This is a genomic window from Pseudomonas sessilinigenes (genome assembly GCF_003850565.1).
GTDB lineage: Bacteria > Pseudomonadota > Gammaproteobacteria > Pseudomonadales > Pseudomonadaceae > Aquipseudomonas > Aquipseudomonas sessilinigenes.
On the sequence record NZ_CP027706.1, the window covers coordinates 1,953,185 to 1,973,626 of the forward strand.

Sequence of the window (20,442 nt, forward strand, 5' to 3'; positions counted from 1 at the left end):
TTCGGCTGTCGTTCTAATATGGCCGACCTGATTCCGCCATGAGAACCGCCGATGACCGTCGAAATCCGTCCTGCGCTGCCCAGCGATGCCCTGCAGATCCTTGCGTTCATCACCGAACTCGCCGACTACGAGCGAGCCCGTCACGAGGTGATCGCCAGCGTCGCCGATATCGAGCGCAGCCTGTTCAGCGAAGGCGCCACGGCCCATGGCCTGATGTGCCTGCGCGACGGCGTACCGATCGGTTTCGCGGTGTTCTTCTTCAGCTATTCCACCTGGCTGGGCAGCAACTGTCTGTACCTGGAGGATCTCTACATCACCCCCGAGCAGCGTGGCGGAGGGGCCGGCAAGCAACTGTTGCGGCATCTGGCGCAGATCGCCTGCGACAACGATTGCGGGCGTTTCGAGTGGAGTGTGCTGGAGTGGAATGAACCGGCGATCCAGTTCTACAAGTCCCTGGGTGCGCAGCCCCAGGAGGAATGGGTCAAGTACCGCATGGATGGCGAGGTGCTGCGGGCCTTCGCCCGCGGCTGAAGCGCGGGCGCCAGCGATCCGGGTCGCTGGCGCCGCACTCAAGGTCGACTCAGGCCTTGAGGGTCGCCATGTCGATCACGAAGCGGTATTTCACGTCGCCCTTGATCATGCGCTCGTAGGCCTGGTTGATCTGGCGGATATCCAGCATCTCGATGTCGCAACGGATGCCGTGCTCGGCGCAGAAATCCAGCACTTCCTGGGTTTCGGCGATGCCGCCGATCAACGAGCCGGCCAGCACCCGGCGGCCCATTACCAGCTTGCCGGCGTGCAGTGCCGGGTCCACCGGTTCGATCAGGCCCACCAGGATGTGCACGCCGTCAAAGCGCAGGGTGTCGAGGTAGGGATTGAGGTCGTGGGCCACCGGGATGGTGTCCAGGAGGAAGTCGAACTGCCCGGCCGCGGCCTGCATCTGCGCCGGGTCGGTGGACACGATCACGTGATCCGCGCCTTGTTGCCGGGCTTCCTCGGCCTTGCTCGCCGAGCGGGTGAACAAGGTCACTTCGGCCCCCAGGGCCTTGGCGAACTTGATGCCCATGTGGCCCAGGCCGCCCATGCCGAGAATCCCCACCTTGTCCCCGGCCTTGACGCCGTAGTGCTTGAGCGGCGAGTAGGTGGTGATGCCGGCGCAGAGGATCGGCGCGGCGCTGGCCGGGTCCAGGGACTCGGGGATGCGCACCACGAAATGCTCGCTGACCACGATGCTGTCGGAATAGCCACCCATGGTGTTGCTGCCATCGATCCGGTCTGGCGAGGCGTAGGTCAGTGTCGGACCCTGCAGGCAGTATTGTTCCAGGTTGGCGGCGCAGGCCTCGCACTGGCGGCAGGAGTCCACCATGCAGCCGACGCCGACCAGGTCGCCGACCTTGTGCAGGCTGACGCTGGAGCCGACGGCGGTGACCCGGCCGATGATTTCATGGCCCGGCATCAGCGGGTACACGGCGATGCCCCATTCGTTGCGGGCCTGGTGGATATCGGAGTGGCAGACGCCGCAGTAGAGGATCTCGATGGCCACGTCGTCCGGGCGCGGGCTGCGCCGCTGGAAGCTCATGGGGGCGAGGGGAGTGGTGGCCGACTGGGCGGCATAACCGATGGCGGTGTACATGGTGGACCTCGCAAAGCGCTGACAAGTGAGGCGGCGCATTGTCGGCGCGAGGCTTGCGGGCAACCATGGCGATTCCTCGGCATGTCATGCCTAATCCTCCGCCATCGACGGTTTTCACGGGGCATTGGCCAACGGACCTGCGATGATGCTGGCATCCCCTCCCTTGCATGAAGTTTGCCCACATGTTGTTGACCCGCCATCTGGACGCCAATGCCCCCCTGGTCGCGCTGCTCGAGCCCCTGGCCAGTCGCGAGGGCTTCGCCGCTACTGCCTTGCCCGGGATCCAGGTGCTGCGGGCCAGCCGCGATGTGGCCCGGGGGCCGCAGATCTACGAGCCGAGCCTGATGATCATCGTCCAGGGCAGCAAGCTTGCGTACCTGGGCACTCGGACCCTGGAGTACGGTGCCGGGCATTACCTGATCCAGGCGCTGTCGGTGCCGTTCGAGTGCGAAACCTTCGCCTTGCCCAACGCGCCGCTGCTGGGAATCTCCATCGGTATCGACCGCGCCGTGCTCAGGGAACTGGTGCTGGCCATGGGCATCGGCGATGGACCCGCAGCCGCGGCGCAGACCCTGGAGTCCATGACCTCGGTGGTCCTCGACGACAGCATGCGCGGTTGTGTGGAGCGCTTGTTGCGCTGCCTGCACGATCCCCTGGAGTGCAAGGTCATGGGGCCGGCGCGGGTCCGTGAGCTGCTGTTCGCCGCCTTGCGCGGACCCCAGGCCGAAGCCTTGCGGGCGCTGGTGGAGCAGCAGGGGCATTTCGCCCGGGTCGCCGCCTCGCTCAACCATTTGCACCAGCACTACACCGAGCCGTTGAACGTCGAGACCCTGGCCCGCTGCGCCAATATGAGTACCTCGGCTTTCCATGAGCATTTCAAGCGCAGCACCTTGTTGTCGCCGGTGCAGTACCTCAAGCGCTTGCGGCTGCTCAAGGCCCAGCAATTGCTGCTGGGAGAGGGGTTGGGCGTGGCCCAGGTGGCCCACAGGGTGGGTTACCAGAGCACCTCGCAATTCAGCCGCGAGTACAAGCGTTACTTCGAGCGCAGCCCGGGGGATGAGCGCGCGGCTTGAGCGCTGGAATGAAAAAGGCCCCCATATGGGGGCCTTTTCGCAGGGCGTCGACTTACATGTTCGGGTAGGTCGGGCCGCCGGAGCCTTCCGGGGTGACCCAGGTGATGTTCTGCGCAGGGTCCTTGATGTCACAGGTCTTGCAGTGCACGCAGTTCTGGGCGTTGATCTGGAAGCGCTTCTCGCCGTCTTCCTGGGTGACCACTTCGTACACGCCGGCCGGGCAGTAGCGCTGGGCTGGCTCGTCGTACAGCGGCAGGTTGCGGCCCAGGGGGATGCTCGGGTCGGTGAGCTTCAGGTGGCAAGGCTGCTCTTCTTCGTGGTTGGTACCGGAGATGAACACCGAGCTCAATTTGTCGAAGCTCAGCTTGCCGTCGGGTTTCGGGTAGTCGATCTTCACGCAGTCCTTGGCCAGCTTGAGGCAGGCGTAGTCCGGCTTGGTGTCGTGCAGGGTGAACGGCAGCTTGCCGCCGAACAGGTTTTGGTCGACCCAGTTGAAGCCACCACCGACGATGGCGCCGAACTTGTGGATCGCCGGGCCGAAGTTACGGCTGGCGAACAGCTCGTCATGCAGCCAGCTGGACTTGAATGCGCTGACGTAGCTGTTGAGCTCGTCGGCGCCTTCGGAACCGGCCAGCAGCGCATCGGCCACGGCATCGGCGGCCAGCATGCCGGACTTCATGGCAGTGTGGCTGCCCTTGATCTTGGCGAAGTTCAGGGTGCCCAGGTCGCAGCCGATCAGCGCGCCGCCCTTGAACACCATCTTCGGCAGCGAGTTCAGGCCGCCCTTGCAAATGGCGCGGGCGCCGTAGCTGATGCGCTTGCCACCTTCCAGGTACTGCTTGAGTACCGGGTGGTGCTTGAGGCGCTGGAATTCATCGAACGGCGACAGGTAGGTGTTGGAGTAGGACAGGTCGACAATCAGGCCGACCACCACCTGGTTGTTCTCCAGGTGATAGAGGAAGGAGCCGCCGGTGTTCTCGGTGCCCATGATGTCCAGCGGCCAGCCGGCGGTGTGTACCACCAGGCCCGGTTGGTGCTTGGCCGGGTCGATTTCCCAGATTTCCTTGAGGCCGATGCCGTAGTGCTGGGCGTCGGCGTCGCTGTCCAGGTTGAAGCGCTTGATCAGCTGCTTGCCGATATGGCCACGGCAGCCTTCGGCGAACAGGGTGTACTTGCCGCGCAGTTCCATGCCCGGGGTGTACATGCCGTCCTTGGGATGGCCTTCGCGATCCACGCCCATGTCGCCGGTGAGGATGCCGCGGACCACACCGTTTTCGTCGATCAGGGCTTCCTGGGCGGCGAAGCCTGGGTAGATCTCCACGCCCAGGTTCTCGGCCTGCTGGGCCAGCCAGCGGCACAGGTTGCCCAGGGAGATGATGTAGTTGCCTTCGTTGTGCATGGTCTTGGGCACAAAGAAGTCGGGAACCTTGGTGGCGACGTCGCCGTTGCGCAGGACATAGATGTCGTCGCGGGTGACCGGGGTGTTGAGCGGGGCGCCCAGTTCCTTCCAGTCAGGGAAGAGTTCGTTCAGGGCCCGTGGTTCGAACACGGCGCCGGAAAGGATGTGGGCACCGACTTCGGAGCCTTTTTCAACGACGCAGACGCTGATTTCCTTGCCTGCTTCTGCAGCCTTCTGCTTCAGGCGGCAAGCGGCGGACAAGCCTGCGGGGCCGGCACCGACGATGACTACGTCGAATTCCATGTATTCGCGTTCCACTAGGCTATCTCCTACTCAAGGCTCAACGGTTTTTTCTAATTGGAGGTTTGGCATTGCGTCCCGCTTTCTCCCATCGCCGATGGGGGGAGAGGGGAGGGACGGCCGACCTTTCTCTCTGGGCGGCGCATTATATCTACACCACTCCTAGCGTCCAATACAAACGTTTGTTTGAAATTGCCGCAGGCCAGGTAAATCAAAGAAGCGCGGCGTATGAACGGCCATTTTGCCGTATTGACCGGAAAAGGTGTTCCGGTCAAGATACGGTCGGTTTTGCGCTCGCCGTAGGCTGACTGTTGGTCTCAAGAGCACCTCTAAAGGCAGGGCAAAGGCAGTGAAGGTGACGGGCCGCGCAGCTTGAAAGTGCGCAGTTTACACGCCGCGATAATGAATGACTCGTCGGTCACCACTGACGAACGGTCATCACCTCGTGAGCAACGTCTACCTTATGTGCGCCGGCGTTTTTGGAGGTGCCCTTGTGCCGATGAGCATCAACCGCCAGGTTCTCGCCTAGGCGACTTTCTTTTCACCGGAGAGTAACGAGGAATCCATGAAGGTTCTTGTAGCTGTCAAACGAGTGGTCGACTATAACGTCAAGGTTCGCGTCAAGGCGGACAACTCCGGCGTCGACCTCGCCAACGTCAAGATGTCGATGAACCCTTTCTGCGAAATCGCAGTGGAAGAAGCCGTACGCCTGAAAGAGAAAGGCGTGGCGACTGAAATCGTCGTCGTCTCCATCGGTCCCGCTACTGCTCAAGAGCAACTGCGTACCGCCCTGGCACTGGGTGCCGATCGCGCGATCCTCGTCGAGTCCGCTGAAGAGTTGACCTCCCTGGCCGTGGCCAAGCTGCTCAAGGCTGTGGTCGACAAGGAACAGCCTCAACTGGTGATCCTGGGCAAACAGGCCATCGATAGCGACAACAACCAGACCGGCCAGATGCTGGCGGCCCTGAGCGGCTACGCCCAAGGCACCTTCGCCTCCAAGGTCGAAGTGGCTGGCGACAAGGTCAATGTCACCCGTGAAATCGACGGCGGCCTGCAGACCGTTGCGCTGAACCTGCCAGCGATCGTCACCACCGACCTGCGTTTGAACGAGCCGCGTTACGCGTCGCTGCCGAACATCATGAAAGCCAAGAAGAAGCCGCTCGAGACGTTGACTCCTGATGCTTTGGGCGTTTCCACCGCCTCCACCAACAAGACCCTGAAAGTCGAAGCGCCGGCTGCACGCAGCGCAGGCATCAAGGTCAAGTCGGTGGCTGAACTGGTCGAGAAACTGAAAAACGAAGCGAAGGTAATCTGATCATGACTATCTTGGTAATCGCTGAACACGATAACAAAGCGCTGGCCCAGGCCACCCTGAACACCGTGGCCGCTGCTGCCAAAATCGGTGGCGACATTCACGTGCTGGTGGCCGGTCAAGGCGTTGGCGCCGTGGCCGAGGCTGCTGCCAAAGTCGCTGGCGTGGCCAAGGTGCTGGTAGCCGACAACGCTGCCTATGCGCACCAACTGCCGGAAAACGTCGCACCGCTGGTTGCCGAGCTGGGCGCTGGCTACAGCCACATCCTGGCTGCCGCCACTTCCAACGGCAAGAACATCCTGCCGCGGGTTGCTGCCCAGCTGGACGTCGACCAGATCTCCGAGATCATCTCGGTAGAAAGCGCCGACACCTTCAAGCGTCCGATCTATGCCGGTAACGCCATTGCTACCGTGCAGTCCACTGCTGCGGTCAAGGTCATCACCGTGCGCGCCACCGGCTTCGACGCCGTTGCCGCCGAAGGTGGTTCGGCTGCGGTGGAAACCGTTGGTGCGGTCCACGATGCCGGTAAGTCGAGCTTCGTCGGCGAAGAGCTGGCCAAGTCCGATCGTCCTGAGCTGACCGCTGCCAAGATCGTCGTTTCCGGCGGCCGCGGCATGCAGAACGGCGACAACTTCAAGCACCTGTACGCCCTGGCCGACAAGCTGGGCGCTGCGGTCGGCGCTTCCCGCGCGGCCGTGGACGCAGGCTTCGTGCCTAACGACATGCAGGTCGGCCAGACCGGCAAGATCGTCGCGCCACAGCTGTACATCGCCGTTGGTATCTCCGGCGCGATCCAGCACCTGGCGGGCATGAAGGACTCCAAGGTGATCGTCGCGATCAACAAGGACGAAGAGGCGCCCATCTTCCAGGTGGCCGACTACGGCCTGGTGGCTGACCTGTTCGAAGCGGTACCTGAGCTGGAGAAGCTGGTCTAATCCAGCGGCTTCACTTATAAAGAGCCCGGCCTTTTGGCCGGGTTTTTTTTGTCTGCCGTTTGTTGGGAGGTATCGCCATGGATCTGCGCCGCGTGAGTGGCTGGCCAGTACTGTTGGGCATGTTGCTGTGCTCGTCGCAGGGGATGGCTGCGGGCAAGTGCGAGCGGCTGGTAGTGACCGGCAGTCCCGATGCGCCACCTTACCTATGGCGCGATCCACAGGACCCCAAGCACCTGATGGGGGCCAGTGCCGACCTGCTGCAACAGGTGGCAGGGGAGTTGGGCCTCAAGGTGGAGTTGCTGTATGCCGGCAAACGCTCCGAAGCCCTGGAGGAGGTGCGTAGTGGGCGCATGGACATGCTGGCCGATGCACCGCTGACCATCAATGAACTGGAGTCCCTGGACTACATCCATCCGGCGCTGGTGCTGAACGACTACCTGGTCTGGACTCGCAAGGACTCGACCCTGGCCTATACCCAATTGGCGGACTTGCATGGGCGTACTGGCGCTGTGTCGGAAAAGGCTCGCCTGACGCAGCCCTTCGTGGCGCTGGCCAAGGAGCACCTGCAACTCAAGCACCTGCCAAACCTGACCCAGGTCTTCCAGAAGCTGCTGCTGGGCGAAGTGGACTATGTGCTGGCGCCGCGTTATGCCGGTATGACCATGGCCCAGTCCCTGGGAATGGCGGCGGACCTGGTCGCGTTTCCCCAACCTATCGACAAGTCAGGGCTGTTCCTGGCGTTGTCCCACAACTCGGCTTGCAATGACCCATGGTTGCGCGGACAGCTGGCAAAAAAGATGACAGAATTGCCCGCGTCCGGTCTGACGGAGGCCCTGTTGCAGCGCAATCTGGAGCGCTGGAAAGCCCAGTTGCAGCAACCCGTCAGCAGCCCCAAACCGTAGGAATCTAGTGTGACTATTCGACCTCTTTTTGCTGCCTTGGCCTTTCTGGCCATGGCCGGTTGTGCATCCGATCCGGCCCCCAACGAGCAGATGCGTCTGACTGCCCGGGCCCTGGAGCAGGCCAAGGCTGTGGGTGCTACGGCCGAGCAGGTGCCGGAATTGAAACTGGCCGAAGAAAAGTTTTCCCGAGCCCAGGGCAATATGCAGGATGAGTCCTACAAGAAAGCCCGGGTACGAGCCGAGCAGGCCGAGCTGGATGCGCGCCTGGCCGAAGCCAAGGTGCTGACCCAGAAGAGCCAGGAGCAGGTGAACGTACTCAACACCCGCATCACTCGCCTGCGCAAGCAACTGGGGGATGCCCAATGAAGATTTCCAAACCGGTATTTGGCAGTGCCCTGCTGTGGGTCTGCGCCAGCCTGGTGGGCTGTGCCGGCCAGCAGAGCGAGGAAGCCCTGCAACAGGCCTACAACGACTTCCAGAAGGTCAAGGAGGACTCCAATGTCCTGCGCAGCGCGCCCAAGGATGTGATCCGCGCCGGTGAATCACTGGCCCGTGCCGATCGTCTTTCAAGCTATTGGGGCAGTGGCAGCGACGTTGAGCATTACGCCTATCTCAGCCGCCGCTACAGTGAGATTGCCCGGGAACACACCGAGCAGATGCTCAACCAGGAGCGCGCAGCCAAGCTCGAGCTGGAGCGCCAGCGCCTGCAACTGGCATTGCGCGAGGCCAAGCTGAGCAGCGTGCAACAGCAAGGGAAGTGGCTGGAGGAGCAGATCCTCAGCATGGCCACTACCCATACCGACCGTGGCCTGGTGATGACACTGGGCGACGTGTTGTTCGATACCGGTGAAGCGGAGCTCAACAACTCCTCCAATCGCATCGTGCTCAAGGTGGCGCAGTTCCTCCAGCTCAACCCCAAGCGCGTGGTGCGCATCGAGGGATACACCGATAACACCGGCGAGCGCCAGAACAACCTGCAGCTGTCTCGTGATCGCGCCCAAGCTGTTGCCGATGTGCTGGTGGACCTGGGGGTCGATGAAAAACGCATCCAGGTCGAGGGTTATGGTGACGACTACCCGGTGGAGGCCAACGCCTCCGAGCGTGGTCGGGCCCAGAACCGGCGAGTGGAAATCGTCTTTTCCGATGAAAAGGGCCAGCTCGGCGCCGCTCGCTGAAGCCGCCTGGTTGTTGCTGAAAACCCGATGCCCCACAGGCATCGGGTTTTTTTATGGCGGTCGCAAGTTGCTAAAAAAACTGCAGTGATGCTTTTCACTGACTGGGGTGCTCGACTATTGTAGGAACTGTCCCAGTACACTTCCAAACTGTGCTGGTACTGATTCGCACAAAAATAAAACACCGTGAAATCGGGTGCTGCGCCATGACCAATCTCTTGCTCTATCAACGTATCGCTCAGCAATTGGCTGAGGATATTCGCCGTGGTGTCTATCAGCCGGGGGAGCGCGTACCGTCGGTACGCAAGATGAGTTCGCAGCTCAATGTCAGCCATGCCACGGTGCTCCAGGCCTACGCTAACCTCGAAGACCAGGGGCTGATCCGGGCGCGGCCGCAGTCGGGTTACTACGTGCACCAGACGCCAGCGCTGACGGCACCGACGCCGGACATTGCCCGGGTCGAACGGCCTGGGCTGGTCACCCGTAGCAGTATCATCCAGCAGGTGTTGGTGGAGTCGCGTCGCGAAGGGGTTTTCCCCTTGGGAGCCGCGGTGCCCAGTGTCGACTACCTGCCGGTGCGGGCGTTGCACCAGCAACTGGCCAAGGTCACCCGGTTTCATAGTCCTCGGGCGTTCAGCTACATGTTCAGCCCGGGTTTCGAACCCCTGCGGCGCCAGGTAGCGATTCGCATGCGTGACGCGGGAGTGGTGGTCGATCCTTCGGAAGTGGTCATCACCCATGGCTGTGTCGACGCGCTGCAAATGTCGCTACGGGTCCTGACCCGCCCAGGCGACCTGATCGCTGCCGAGTCGCCGACCTACTACGGCTTGCTGCAACTGGCTGACCTGCTTGGGCTCAAGGTCATCGAGATTCCCAGCGACCCCTCCACCGGCATGAGCCTGGAAGCCTTGCAACTGGCTGCCAACCAATGGTCGATCAAGGCACTGGTATTGACGACGCGCCTGAGCAACCCGCTGGGCGGCACCATGCCGGAAGAGCGCCAGAAACAGCTTCTGCGCCTGGCGTCGGATTTCGATATCCAGGTGGTCGAGGACGATATCTACGGCGAGCTGATGTTCGAGGTCGGACGTACCAAGGCCCTCAAGGCCTACGATCGCCTGGATCGGGTGATCTACTGTTCCAGTTTCTCCAAGACGTTGTCACCCGGAGTGCGCATTGGCTGGATGATTGCCGGCAAGTACCAGCAGGAGATCCAGCGCCTGCAGACCTTCAGCACGCATTCGGCGTGCAGCGTCACTCAGATGGCGGTTGCGGCCTATCTGGAGAACGGTGGTTATGACCGGCACCTGCGTTTTATCCGCCAGGAGTACCGCAAGAACCTCAGCGCTTTCCAGTTGGCGGTCCAGCAGTATTTCCCCGAGGGAACGCAAATTACCCGGCCTACTGGCGGTTTCATCCTGTGGGTCAGCTTGCCGGGGCGGGTCAACACCCAGGAACTGCATGTGCGTGCCTTGCAACAAGGCATCAGCATTGCTCCGGGGCTGATCTTCAGTAACACCGAGCAGTTCAACCACTGTGTGCGCCTTAACTGCGGCACGCCATGGAATCGTGAAGCCGAGCGAGCGCTGATGACTTTGGGAATGCTTGCCAGCCAGTTGTGCCAGGAGGCCACTGGCGCGTTCTGAACAATGGGCTCCATGCTTGTCATGGGGCTTGCAACAAGCGAGCATAGAGAACCTTTTATCGATCTACCTGCCTTTTATGAAAGCCTTTTTTACTGCCATCTGGTTATGTGCCTGTCTGTTGGGGGGGGCCGTGTTGCCCGTCCAGGCGGCGCCGGTTGCAGATAAGCCGCGGGCCGGCCAGGCGCATCCGAGCAAGTCGGCCAGCACCAGGAAGACTCCAGCGCCCAAGGCGCCGGCGAGCAAGCCCAAAAGCGGCAAGCAATCACCCGCTACCAGCAAGGGCAAGTGGGCCTATCAAGATATCAAGACCCCACTGGTCAGCCCCAAGGTCGACCTGAGCCTGCCACCGGAAATGGTCAAGCACCTGCAACCCATTGGCAGTACTCCATTGCCCAAGCACACGCCGTTGTTGCCACCGATGTTTGGTGAGAAACCCAAGGAAAGCAGTCCATTCCAACTCAACGGGCGTTTGCTCAGCAACGAAATGCAATTGCAGTTGCGCAGGGACGAGCGCCGTGACATCGAGGGCGCTGCCCTGGATTTCGAGTTCAAGCAATAAATTCTTCAACCGCTGTGTGACTGGGCTGATCGACACTTTGTCGGAGACTGATCAGTCACGCACGGTTGTGCGTTAAATCCGTTCTTTGAGTAATTTTAAACAGCTGTTTTAGCGGTTACTCTTACCAGGCGTCATTCGACACTTTGCTTGTCGCGAGGAGCTTTTCGTCATGAACTGCCGTGAAGGTTGTGGCGCTTGCTGCATTGCCCCTTCCATCAGTACCCCAATGCCCGGCATGCCCAATGGCAAGCCGGCCGGGGAACGTTGCCTGCATCTTTCCGTCGAACACCTGTGCAACCTTTTCGGCTTGCCTGAGCGGCCGGCGGTGTGTGGGGCGTTCCAGGCAGATCCTGAGGTTTGTGGCGAAAGCCGTGAAGAAGCCATCCGCCTGATCGGTTGGTGGGAGCAAGTGACAGCGGCTTAGGGTGTCCTCAATGAACGGAACTTCAACAATAAGGAATAAGACAATGGGTTCGCTGCATCGAATTGCTGTGCTCTGTGGGTTAACCGTGCTGTTGTCGGCAACGGCCCAGGCCGAAGACTGGCAAACGGCCAAGGATGAAGACGGCATCAAGGTCTCTTTGAGTGAAGTGGCCGGTTCCAAATACAAGGCCTATCGTGGGGTCACCACCATGAAGACCAGCATCGCCAAGCTCCGTGCGCTGCAGGAAGACGTGGCCGGTGCCTGCTCTTGGATCCACGAATGCAAGACTCAGAAGCTGCTCAAGCACGAGGGCGATCAAAGCTGGACCTACACCCAGTTCAATACCCCTTGGCCGGTCACCGCTCGTGACTCGGTCCTGCACATCACCACCAGCGAGGGTGCCGACGGCAGCCTGACCCGCAAGCTCGAAGGTGTGCCGACCTATATTCCGGAAGAAAAAGGCTTCGTGCGCGTGGCCCAGGTCGAGGGTTACTGGAAGTTCGTGCCCAAGGGCGCCGATCAGGTCGAGGTGACCTATCAGGTCCATACCGAGCCTGGAGGCAGCGTGCCTTCCTGGCTGGCCAACAAGTTCGTGGTCGATGCTCCTTTCAATACCCTGAAGGCATTGAAGGCTCGTGCTGAAAAGCCCTGATCGCTGAGATTCACAACGATACAAGGCCGCCTCCGGGCGGCCTTTTTCATGGGCTGCCTAGGGCCCAGGCGGAACGTTTTTCAAAGGCTCAAGGTCCAGATGTTGTAGGCCCAATCAGGGGCTATCGAGGAGGCATTGATGCAAAAGTGGCAAGTCGCTTTCGTTGATGATCACGGTGTCCAGTCTGTCGAGTATTTCGATTGCGAGCAGCAACCGACACTGGAGCGCGCCGCTCAATTGGTTCGAGCAAAATTGCTGCCGATAAGTGCCGAACTGGACCTCAACGACCTGGAGGGACGTACCGAAACCCCCACCCTCAAGAGCCTGAAAGAACAAAACAGTATTCAGATTCTCAGCATCACGCCGATCTAATCAGTAGCGGGAGTAGCTCCGATAGCAATTTCTGGCGACCTCCAGAGGTTGGCGCTAATCTGCAAGCAAGATCAGCGAGTTCTTCGCCAAGCCTTGATCTTGCCAGCTCCATGCTTGTTTCCCGTCGACCCTTTTCGGGTCGTGACGCAGGCCTGTTGCGTGCTGCCGGGAAGCACGGAAAGTCTATCCATAGGTTCGAGGAGGACGTTTCATGAGCACAGCCTTTCAAGAAGATCTCAGCAGCAGCGTGCTGCGCCGCATGAAAGAAGGCGGCTTTGATTTTTCACGATTCCATCCCATCGAGTTCTACGCCATTTTCCCGGATGAGGAGCGGGCACGCAGGGCGGCAGGACATTTTCGCGGTGAATCCTTGAATGCCCAGGTCAGCGTGCGTGACGACGGTGCCTGGTACCTGGAACTGAGCAAGGTGATGTACGCCACCTATGGTGGCATCGGCGATTTCGAGCAGGATTTCGAAGCTGTGGTCGAGCCTCTGGGCGGCATCATTGAAGGCTGGGGGGTGAAGCACGAGATCCGCGGGCGACTGGTTTAGTCCGTAGCGAGCCTGATGATCGGCCAACCCCTTGGGTTGGCCGATTGCATTTATGGGGCCGATAAAAAAAGCCACCCGGGAGGGTGGCTAAAGGGAAGACCGGTCAGGAGAGGGAACCGGTCGGGAGAGTCCGGCTCCGGTCGTCATCGGCGTCATCAAAAAGAGGGCAGCGACTCCATCAGGCTGGGTGGAGTACTTGCTCGATGGGGGCAATTATCTGTGCGTGCGGGCGCACAGAGAAATCGACTCTGGCTATACGCTCGATAGACAAAGGCCTTGCCGTTGCAGGCTGCTTGGAGGGCGGCCTCGACTGTTGCGCCAGTGCGCGCAGTTCAGGGGATTTGCTTGCGTCCGGCCATGTGCTTCAGGTAGCCCAGCAATAACTCCAGCTCTGCATCGGGCAGGACGCTGGCACTGAACCCTGGCATTTTGGCCTGGGGCCAGCGCCTCAGGCCCTGGGGATCGCGGATATAGCGCTTGAGGAAACCTGGGTTGAAGTACTCGGTGGGGTTGTAGGGAATATTCAGGTCCGGGCCGAACTGCGCATCGCCGGCGCCATTGAGGCGATGGCAGGCCAGGCAGTTCTTCTGGAACAGTGCGAACCCCTGGTTGACCGGGTCGTCGGCCGCCAGTCCAGGGGCTGGCAGCAGGGCCGGGAAGCGTTCGGCCACCGGTGCCAGGCGCTGGATGCGTGCCACCTGGAACGGCCACTGCTCGGGGCTGATGTGCCCGGCAGCGGGGTCGGTCCAGACCAGGTAGAAAGGCCCGGCGCCAAGCTTGCCTGCCGCCAGGGCCGGCCAGGGCTTGGCCGGGTCCTCGATGGCGAGCCAGGCCCGGGCTCCATGGCGGTTGAGCAAGGGCGCGGCATTCAGTTCGGCGGCAAAGCCATCCAGGGCCACGGCCTGTAGATGATCCTCGGCCTTCAGGTCCTTGAGCAGGCTCGCCAGGGGAACTGCCCGGTAGGCCATGTCGCGCTTGTAGGAGACATCATCCTTGATGGTGATGTCCTGGGCTGCGGGGTGCTGGAGCAGCTCTTCGGTTTGCCAGGTGCGGCTGCCGGAGCCCAGGTCGATCAGGAGTTGGGCAGCATGCAGGGGCATGCTCAGCAGCAGGGTGGTGCAGAGGAACAGGGCTTTCAATTGATGGCCGTGGGATCGTCGTCAGTGGGTTCGTTGCCGGGCAGCACGTCATCTGGTCGCGACACATGGTCGAACAGGGCGTCCCGGAGTTCATCGTAGTTGCCGCCGTTCACGATACCGAAATAACCGTGCTTGATCAGCGTGTCTTCGGCCTCAAGGGCATGCTGGTTGGTATCGCTGTAGATCACCACGGTAGCGTTGGGGTCCAGTACCACCTTGCGCAGTTGGTAGGCCAGGCCTTCGGCGCTGATGCCGGTGCCGTCCTCCAGTTCGAGGTTGACCTGCAAGGAGTTGTGCAGGTTGCCTGCGGCGAAGTCGCTGTCGTTGCGCAGGTCCAGGATCAGCGCGCCGTCATTGATTTCATCCACCGCGCGGTTGACGTCGATGATCCCGGCGTGGGCGTTGAAGGCGCTCAAGAGCGCGGCAAATGCAATCCAATGGCGCATGAATCTTCCCCGTGATGTTCCACAGGAAGACTGGCACACAAGTCCGTGCCCCGGTAGGAACCGGGGATAATTTTATGACCCGTTGATCGAGCAGCCACGAATCAGCCGAGCACTTTGGTGAGGTTCGGCAAGATCAACAGCAGTGTGGTTGCGAAGAGAATGAGTCCCGCCTGGCGTACTTTCGATTGTTTGAACATGGCTGAATGCCTTTTGTTGTTATTCCTGAGCATCAATGCAAGCCGGTTCCTTTACTTCACTATGGGCCGGCGATGTTTCCATTTTCTTACCTGTTCCGGTGCAAAGTCCGTCCGGAACTTCCTACAGTTTCTACCTTAGGGGCCTTGAATCCCCTGGCTTAGATCCAATTCATATGGCGTTATCGCCAATCTCAATCAAATCGCTATAGCTGCTGCCCAAGACCCGGTGGCCGCCCTTTGGCTAGACAGCTCGCGCCCCTTCATCGGTTGATCCATTAGCTACCTACCGTTCGTCTGAGCGTGAGCGTCAAGGCGGCTGAGCGCATCGGTCATTGAATCCAACGCTGTCGCGCCTAAGGTGGGAACTCGACATTTTTCCCTGTACAGCGGTTCGAGGACGTCATGACCCAAGCTCTGATATTCGATGCATTACGCACGCCCCGTGGCAAAGGCAAGGCCGATGGCGCCCTGCACAGTGTGAAACCGGTGAACCTGGCGGCGGGCCTGTTGCGTGCCCTGGAGCAACGCTGTGAGCTGGACACCAGCCAGGTGGACGACGTCGTCCTGGGCTGCGTGACCCCCATTGGCGACCAGGGCGCCGATATCGCCAAGACCGTCGTACAAGCGGCGGATTGGGATGTGAGCGTGGCCGGGGTACAGATCAACCGTTTTTGTGCCTCGGGCCTGGAGGCGGTCAACCTGGGGGCCATGAAGGTGCGCTCCGGCTTCGAGGAGCTGGTGGTGGTGGGCGGCGTGGAGTCCATGTCGCGGGTACCCATGGGCAGCGATGGCGGTGCCTGGGTGCTGGACCCCGAGACCAATATGCACAGCCACTTCACGCCCCAGGGTATTGGTGCCGACCTGATCGCGACCCTGGAAGGCTTCTCCCGCCAGGACGTCGACCAGTTCGCCCTGCATTCCCAGCAGAAGGCCGCGCGGGCCCGGGCGGCCGGCGCCTTCGACAAATCCCTGGTGCCGGTGCAGGACCAGAACGGCATTGTTCTGCTGGACCATGATGAGTTCATCCGCGCCGACTCGACCCTGGAGGGCCTGGGCAAGCTCAAGCCGAGCTTCGAGATGATGGGGCAGATGGGCTTCGACGCCACGGCCTTGCGGGTCTACAGCCATGTGGAGCGGATCAACCATGTGCACACGCCTGGCAACAGTTCCGGGATCGTCGATGGTGCAGCGCTGATGCTCATCGGCTCCGAGGCCAAGGGGCGCGAACTGGGCCTGCGTCCCCGGGCGCGGATCGTTGCCACCGCCGTCACCAGTACCGATCCGACCATCATGCTCACCGGGCCGGCCCCGGCCACTCGCAAGGCCCTGGCCAAGGCCGGGTTGCGGGTCGAGGACATCGACCTGTTCGAGGTCAACGAAGCCTTTGCCTCGGTAGTGCTCAAGTTCATCAAGGACATGGCTGTCGATCCGGCCAAGGTCAACGTCAATGGCGGCTCCATCGCCATGGGGCACCCGTTGGGCGCCACGGGCTGCGCGATTCTCGGCACCTTGCTCGACGAACTGGAGGCCCGCCGCCAGCGCTACGGCCTGGCCACCCTGTGTGTCGGCGGTGGCATGGGTATCGCCACCATCATCGAACGCCTCTGAGCCCCGACTTCAAGGAATCCTTTCATGACCGATGCCATCCGTTACGAAAAAGGCCAGGACCAGATCGTCGTCCTGACCATCGACATGCCGGGCCAGAGCGCCAACACCATGAACGCGGTCTACCGCGACGCCATGGCCGCCACCCTGGCCCGGTTGCAAGCCGAGCAGGACAGCCTGGCCGGGGTGATCATCACTTCGGCGAAAAAGACGTTCTTCGCCGGTGGTGACCTCAATGAGCTGATCAAGGTCGGCAAGCCCGAGGCCCGGGCTTTCTATGACATGGTGCTGGCCCTCAAGGCCCAGCTACGGGCGCTGGAGACCCTGGGCAAGCCGGTGGTCGCGGCGATCAATGGGGCGGCCCTGGGTGGCGGCTGGGAGATCTGCCTGGCCTGCCATTACCGCGTGGCCCTGGACGACAAGTCGCTGCAGATCGGCTTGCCGGAAGTCACCCTGGGCCTGCTGCCTGGCGGCGGCGGGGTCGTGCGCATGGTGCGCATGCTGGGTCTGGAGAAGGCCTTGCCATATCTGCTCGAGGGCAAGAAAGTCCGGGCCCAGCAGGCGTTGCAGGCGGGCCTGGTGAATGAGCTGGCCAGCGATCGCGACGAACTGCTGGCCAAGGCCCGGGCCTGGATCGCCGGCAACCCGGGGGCCAAGCAGCCCTGGGATGTGAAGGGCCACCAGATTCCCGGTGGCACCCCGTCGAATCCGAAGGTGGCACAGATGCTGGCCATTGCCCCTTCGGTGCTGCGGGCCAAGACTCAGGGCTGCTTCCCCGCGCCAGAGAAGATCCTCTGTGCGGCGGTCGAAGGTGCCCAGGTGGATTTCGATACTGCGCAACTGATCGAGGCCCGCTACTTCACCGAGCTGACCAGCGGCCAGGTGGCGAAGAACATGATCGGTACCTTCTGGTTCCAGCTCAATGAAATCAATGCCGGTGGTTCGCGCCCCCAGGGCATCGCGCCTCAGGTGACCCGCAAGGTCGGGGTGCTGGGTGCCGGGATGATGGGCGCGGGCATCGCCTACGTCAGCGCGGCAGCGGGCATCGAGGTGGTGCTCAAGGACATCAGCCTTGAAGCGGCGCAGAAGGGTAAGGCCCATTCCGTGGCCCTGTTGGAGAAGAAGGTGGCTCGCGGGCACTTGAGCGCCGAACAGCGCGACGCGACCCTGGCACGCATCCTCACCACCGCCGAGGATGCCGACCTGGCCGGTTGCGACCTGATCATCGAGGCGGTCTACGAGGATCGCGAGCTCAAGGCCAAGGTGTCCAGGGCGGCGCAGCAGGTGGTCGGCGCCGAGGCGGTGATCGCCTCCAATACCTCGACCCTGCCGATCACCGGGCTGGCCAGTGCGGTGCCCAATCCGGACAAGTTCATTGGCCTGCATTTCTTCAGCCCGGTGGAAAAGATGCCGCTGGTGGAAATCATCAAGGGCGCCAAGACCAGCGACGAGACCCTGGCCCGCGGTTTCGACTTCGTCCTGCAGATCAAGAAGACCCCGATCGTGGTCAACGATAGCCGCGGCTTCTTCACTTCCCGAGTGTTCGGCACCTTCACCAACGAAGGCATCGCCATGCTCGGCGAAGGCATCGCCGCGCCGATGATCGAGACCGAGGCCCGCAAGGCCGGGATGCCGGTGGGTCCGCTGGCGATCTCCGACGAAGTGTCCCTGAGCCTGATGAGCCACATTCGCCTGCAGACCAGCAAGGACTTGCAGGCCGAGGGCAAGCCCGGCATCGAGCACCCGGCATTCGCCGTGATCGACCTGCTGCTCAACGAGTACAAGCGCGCGGGCAAGGCCGCCGGTGGCGGTTTCTACGACTACCCGGCCGGTGGCCAGAAACACCTGTGGCCGCAGTTGCACACGCGCTTCTACAAGGCCGACGGGCAGATCTCGCCTCAGGATGTGCGCGACCGTTTGTTGTTCATCCAGGCCATCGAGACCGTGCGTTGCGTGGAAGAGGGCGTGCTGCAGTCCACGGCCGACGCCAACGTCGGCTCGATCTTCGGCATCGGTTTCGCGGCCTGGAGTGGCGGCGCGCTGCAGTTCATCAACCAGTACGGGGTGCAGGATTTCGTCGCCCGTGCCCAGTACCTGGCGCGCCAGTACGGCGAGCGTTTCAACCCGCCGAACCTGCTCCTGGAGAAGGCGCGCCAGGGCCAGTTGTTCTGAGCCTGGCGGGCGTGAAATGACGGGTCCCGGGGCTTGCCTTGCCGTGGTATTTCAAGGCAGGCTCTGGGGTGTTCGTTATTGCCATCGCCTTGTCAGGAATATTTTATGTCGCTACGCATCTGCATTCTTGAAACCGATATCCTGCGTCCCGAACTGATCGACCAGTACCAGGGCTACGGGCAGATGTTCCAGCGCCTGTTTTCCCAACAGCCCATCGCCGCGCAGTTCAGTGTCTACAACGTGGTGCAGGGCCAGTATCCCGCTGACGACCTGAAGTTCGATGCCTACCTGGTGACGGGCAGCAAGGCCGATTCCTTCGGTACCGATCCGTGGATCCAGACCCTCAAGACCTACCTGCTGGAGCGCTACGAGCGTGGCGACAAGCTGCTGGGCATCTGCTTCGGCCATCAGTTGCTGGCGCTATTGCTGGGTGGCAAGAGCGAGCGGGCGAACCAGGGCTGGGGCGTGGGCATCCACAACTACAAGCTTGCGGCCAAGGCGCCTTGGATGAGCCCGGTGGTGGAGGAACTGACGCTGTTGATCAGCCACCAGGACCAGGTCACCGCCTTGCCGGAGAACGCCACGGTGATTGCCTCCAGCGATTTCTGCCCGTACGCGGCCTACCACATCAACGACCAGGTGCTGTGCTTCCAGGGGCATCCGGAGTTCATCCACGACTATTCCCGTGCGTTGCTCGACCTGCGCCATGAGTTCCTCGGCGAACAGGTCTACCAGAAGGGCGTGGCCAGTCTCGAGCACGATCATCACGGCACTACCGTGGCCGAATGGATGATGCGCTTCGTCGCCCACAAACCCGCAGCGGCCTGAAGTGACCCACGGCCCCGCCTGGCGCGGGGCCGCGTTGTTTCACAGCCAGCCTGAACGCTTGAAGCTGGCCCAGAGGGCCACGCAACCCACGCTGATGAAGCCCAGGACGCCAAAGTAGCCGTAGTGCCAGCTCAGCTCCGGCATGTTCTGGAAGTTCATCCCGTAGATCCCTGCCACCGCCGTGGGAAACGCCAGGATCGCCGCCCAGGCGGCGAACTTGCGCTGCACGATGCTTTGCCGCGAGGCCTCCAGCAGCACGCCAATCTCGATGGTCTGGCTGGCGATGTCGCGCAGGGTCGAAAGGTCTTCCATCTGCCGCGTGACATGGATCTGCACGTCACGAAAATACGGCCGCATGTTCTTGTCGATGAAGGGAAAGCTGAGCTTTTGCAGGTCCTCGCTGATTTCCACCATTGGCGCGACGTGGCGGCGCAGGCGCAACACATCGCGGCGCAGGCTGTGCAGGCTGAGAATGTCCCGCTCGTTCATCGCCTGGCACAGCACGTTGCTCTCCAGTTCGTCGATTTCCGCGTGGATGGCTTCGCTCACGGGCTGGTAGTTCTCGGTGACGAAGTCCAGCAGGGCGTAGAGCACGAAGTCCTCGCCATGCTCGAGCAGCAGGGGGCGGGCCTCGCAGCGCTGGCGCACATGGCCATAGGAAGCCGAATGACCGTTGCGCGCAGTGATGATGTAGCCATTGCCGGCGAAGATGTGGGTCTCGATGAACTCCAGCTTGCCGTTGGTGCGCACCGGCGAGTAAGTGACGATGAACAGGGCGTCGCCGAAGGTTTCCAGCTTGGGCCGGCTGTGCTTCTCCAGGGCATCCTCGATGGCCAGCTCATGCAGATTGAACTGGCGTTGCAGGTTGGCCAGCTCGTGGGCGTTGGGCTCCTCCAGGCCGATCCAGACGAAATGGCCGGGTTTCGCCGCCCAGGCTGCGCCTTCGTCGAGGCTGATGTCCGTGACTTTCTTTCCACCGCTGTAGACGGCGGCAGCAACAACTCTACCCATGGTTCCGGTTCACTTCTTCTTATCAATGGCACGGTGACAGATCAGCAGCTTAGCTTGCATTGCAGCATCAGAGTCGCCCATGGGATGCGAGTTCGCCGATAAATGAAAGCCC

21 protein-coding genes are annotated in these 20,442 nt (G+C 61.6%); 16 read left to right on the forward strand and 5 right to left on the reverse strand.

Annotation, left to right across the window (positions count from 1 at the left end; genetic code table 11):
• Positions 1-51 precede the first annotated feature (51 nt).
• Positions 52-531, forward strand: coding sequence for a GNAT family N-acetyltransferase (locus tag C4K39_RS09280; protein WP_022643191.1), 480 nt, complete (start codon positions 52-54; stop codon positions 529-531).
• Between the two features lie 49 nt (positions 532-580).
• Here C4K39_RS09280 and C4K39_RS09285 read toward each other — a convergent pair whose 3' ends face one another.
• Positions 581-1,633: an NAD(P)-dependent alcohol dehydrogenase gene (locus C4K39_RS09285; protein ID WP_068577924.1), complete on the reverse strand. Its 1,053-nt coding sequence runs from the start codon at positions 1,631-1,633 to the stop codon at positions 581-583.
• 182 nt (positions 1,634-1,815) lie between these two features.
• On the opposite strand from C4K39_RS09285, the gene C4K39_RS09290 reads away from it, so the two are divergent.
• A complete protein-coding gene (locus C4K39_RS09290) occupies positions 1,816-2,706 on the forward strand; it encodes an AraC family transcriptional regulator (RefSeq protein ID WP_068577922.1) in 891 nt (296 codons plus the stop codon).
• A gap of 52 nt (positions 2,707-2,758) precedes the next feature.
• Here C4K39_RS09290 and C4K39_RS09295 read toward each other — a convergent pair whose 3' ends face one another.
• Entirely contained in the window at positions 2,759-4,423 is a 1,665-nt protein-coding gene (locus tag C4K39_RS09295; protein ID WP_124346188.1) for an electron transfer flavoprotein-ubiquinone oxidoreductase, read from the reverse strand.
• A gap of 547 nt (positions 4,424-4,970) precedes the next feature.
• Between C4K39_RS09295 and C4K39_RS09305 the strand changes: the two genes are divergently transcribed.
• The 11 genes from C4K39_RS09305 (at position 4,971) to C4K39_RS09355 (ending at position 12,932) form a co-directional block, all read left to right on the forward strand.
• Positions 4,971-5,720, forward strand: coding sequence for an electron transfer flavoprotein subunit beta/FixA family protein (locus C4K39_RS09305; RefSeq protein ID WP_031321267.1), 750 nt, complete (start codon positions 4,971-4,973; stop codon positions 5,718-5,720).
• Between the two features lie 2 nt (positions 5,721-5,722).
• Positions 5,723-6,652, forward strand: coding sequence for an electron transfer flavoprotein subunit alpha/FixB family protein (locus C4K39_RS09310; protein ID WP_068577915.1), 930 nt, complete (start codon positions 5,723-5,725; stop codon positions 6,650-6,652).
• A 77-nt stretch (positions 6,653-6,729) separates the two neighbouring features.
• Entirely contained in the window at positions 6,730-7,554 is an 825-nt protein-coding gene (locus C4K39_RS09315; protein WP_068577913.1) for a substrate-binding periplasmic protein, read from the forward strand.
• Positions 7,555-7,563: 9 nt separating this feature from the next.
• Complete coding sequence (locus C4K39_RS09320) at positions 7,564-7,920, forward strand: DUF4398 domain-containing protein (RefSeq protein ID WP_068577911.1); 357 nt, start codon at positions 7,564-7,566, stop codon at positions 7,918-7,920.
• The gene (locus C4K39_RS09325) at positions 7,917-8,729 is read left to right on the forward strand and encodes an OmpA family protein (RefSeq protein ID WP_068577909.1); all 813 of its coding nucleotides are present in this window, start codon (positions 7,917-7,919) and stop codon (positions 8,727-8,729) included. The genes C4K39_RS09320 and C4K39_RS09325 overlap by 4 nt, the downstream gene beginning before the upstream one ends.
• Positions 8,730-8,932: 203 nt before the next feature.
• Positions 8,933-10,372 carry an aminotransferase-like domain-containing protein gene (locus C4K39_RS09330; RefSeq protein ID WP_068577907.1) on the forward strand — a complete coding sequence of 480 codons (1,440 nt, stop codon included), beginning with the start codon at positions 8,933-8,935 and terminating at the stop codon, positions 10,370-10,372.
• A 76-nt stretch (positions 10,373-10,448) separates the two neighbouring features.
• Positions 10,449-10,931, forward strand: coding sequence for a translation initiation factor 2 (locus tag C4K39_RS09335; protein ID WP_178083956.1), 483 nt, complete (start codon positions 10,449-10,451; stop codon positions 10,929-10,931).
• Between the two features lie 169 nt (positions 10,932-11,100).
• Complete coding sequence (locus tag C4K39_RS09340; protein WP_068577903.1) at positions 11,101-11,355, forward strand: YkgJ family cysteine cluster protein; 255 nt, start codon at positions 11,101-11,103, stop codon at positions 11,353-11,355.
• 43 nt (positions 11,356-11,398) lie between these two features.
• Positions 11,399-12,007: an START domain-containing protein gene (locus C4K39_RS09345; protein WP_124346191.1), complete on the forward strand. Its 609-nt coding sequence runs from the start codon at positions 11,399-11,401 to the stop codon at positions 12,005-12,007.
• 138 nt (positions 12,008-12,145) lie between these two features.
• The gene (locus tag C4K39_RS09350) at positions 12,146-12,379 is read left to right on the forward strand and encodes a hypothetical protein (RefSeq protein WP_068577900.1); all 234 of its coding nucleotides are present in this window, start codon (positions 12,146-12,148) and stop codon (positions 12,377-12,379) included.
• Positions 12,380-12,590: 211 nt separating this feature from the next.
• Positions 12,591-12,932: a ribonuclease E inhibitor RraB gene (locus C4K39_RS09355; RefSeq protein WP_068577898.1), complete on the forward strand. Its 342-nt coding sequence runs from the start codon at positions 12,591-12,593 to the stop codon at positions 12,930-12,932.
• A 332-nt stretch (positions 12,933-13,264) separates the two neighbouring features.
• On the opposite strand, the gene C4K39_RS09360 is transcribed toward C4K39_RS09355, so the two are convergent.
• Both C4K39_RS09360 and C4K39_RS09365 read right to left on the reverse strand, forming a co-directional pair.
• On the reverse strand, positions 13,265-14,032 hold the full coding sequence (locus C4K39_RS09360; protein ID WP_124348328.1) for a c-type cytochrome: 768 nt from the start codon (positions 14,030-14,032) through the stop codon (positions 13,265-13,267).
• A 35-nt stretch (positions 14,033-14,067) separates the two neighbouring features.
• The gene (locus C4K39_RS09365) at positions 14,068-14,517 is read right to left on the reverse strand and encodes a rhodanese-like domain-containing protein (protein ID WP_068577896.1); all 450 of its coding nucleotides are present in this window, start codon (positions 14,515-14,517) and stop codon (positions 14,068-14,070) included.
• Positions 14,518-15,116: 599 nt separating this feature from the next.
• Between C4K39_RS09365 and C4K39_RS09370 the strand changes: the two genes are divergently transcribed.
• The 3 genes from C4K39_RS09370 to C4K39_RS09380 all read left to right on the forward strand — a co-directional run bounded on the left by C4K39_RS09370 (position 15,117) and on the right by C4K39_RS09380 (position 19,319).
• Positions 15,117-16,322, forward strand: coding sequence for an acetyl-CoA C-acetyltransferase (locus C4K39_RS09370; protein ID WP_068577894.1), 1,206 nt, complete (start codon positions 15,117-15,119; stop codon positions 16,320-16,322).
• A 24-nt stretch (positions 16,323-16,346) separates the two neighbouring features.
• Complete coding sequence (locus C4K39_RS09375; protein ID WP_124346192.1) at positions 16,347-18,491, forward strand: 3-hydroxyacyl-CoA dehydrogenase NAD-binding domain-containing protein; 2,145 nt, start codon at positions 16,347-16,349, stop codon at positions 18,489-18,491.
• Positions 18,492-18,596: 105 nt separating this feature from the next.
• Positions 18,597-19,319 (forward strand): amidotransferase, encoded by a 723-nt coding sequence (locus tag C4K39_RS09380; RefSeq protein WP_022643210.1) that lies wholly within the window; start codon positions 18,597-18,599, stop codon positions 19,317-19,319.
• A gap of 39 nt (positions 19,320-19,358) precedes the next feature.
• Here C4K39_RS09380 and C4K39_RS09385 read toward each other — a convergent pair whose 3' ends face one another.
• Positions 19,359-20,330 carry a magnesium and cobalt transport protein CorA gene (locus tag C4K39_RS09385; protein ID WP_068577887.1) on the reverse strand — a complete coding sequence of 324 codons (972 nt, stop codon included), beginning with the start codon at positions 20,328-20,330 and terminating at the stop codon, positions 19,359-19,361.
• Positions 20,331-20,442 lie beyond the last annotated feature (112 nt).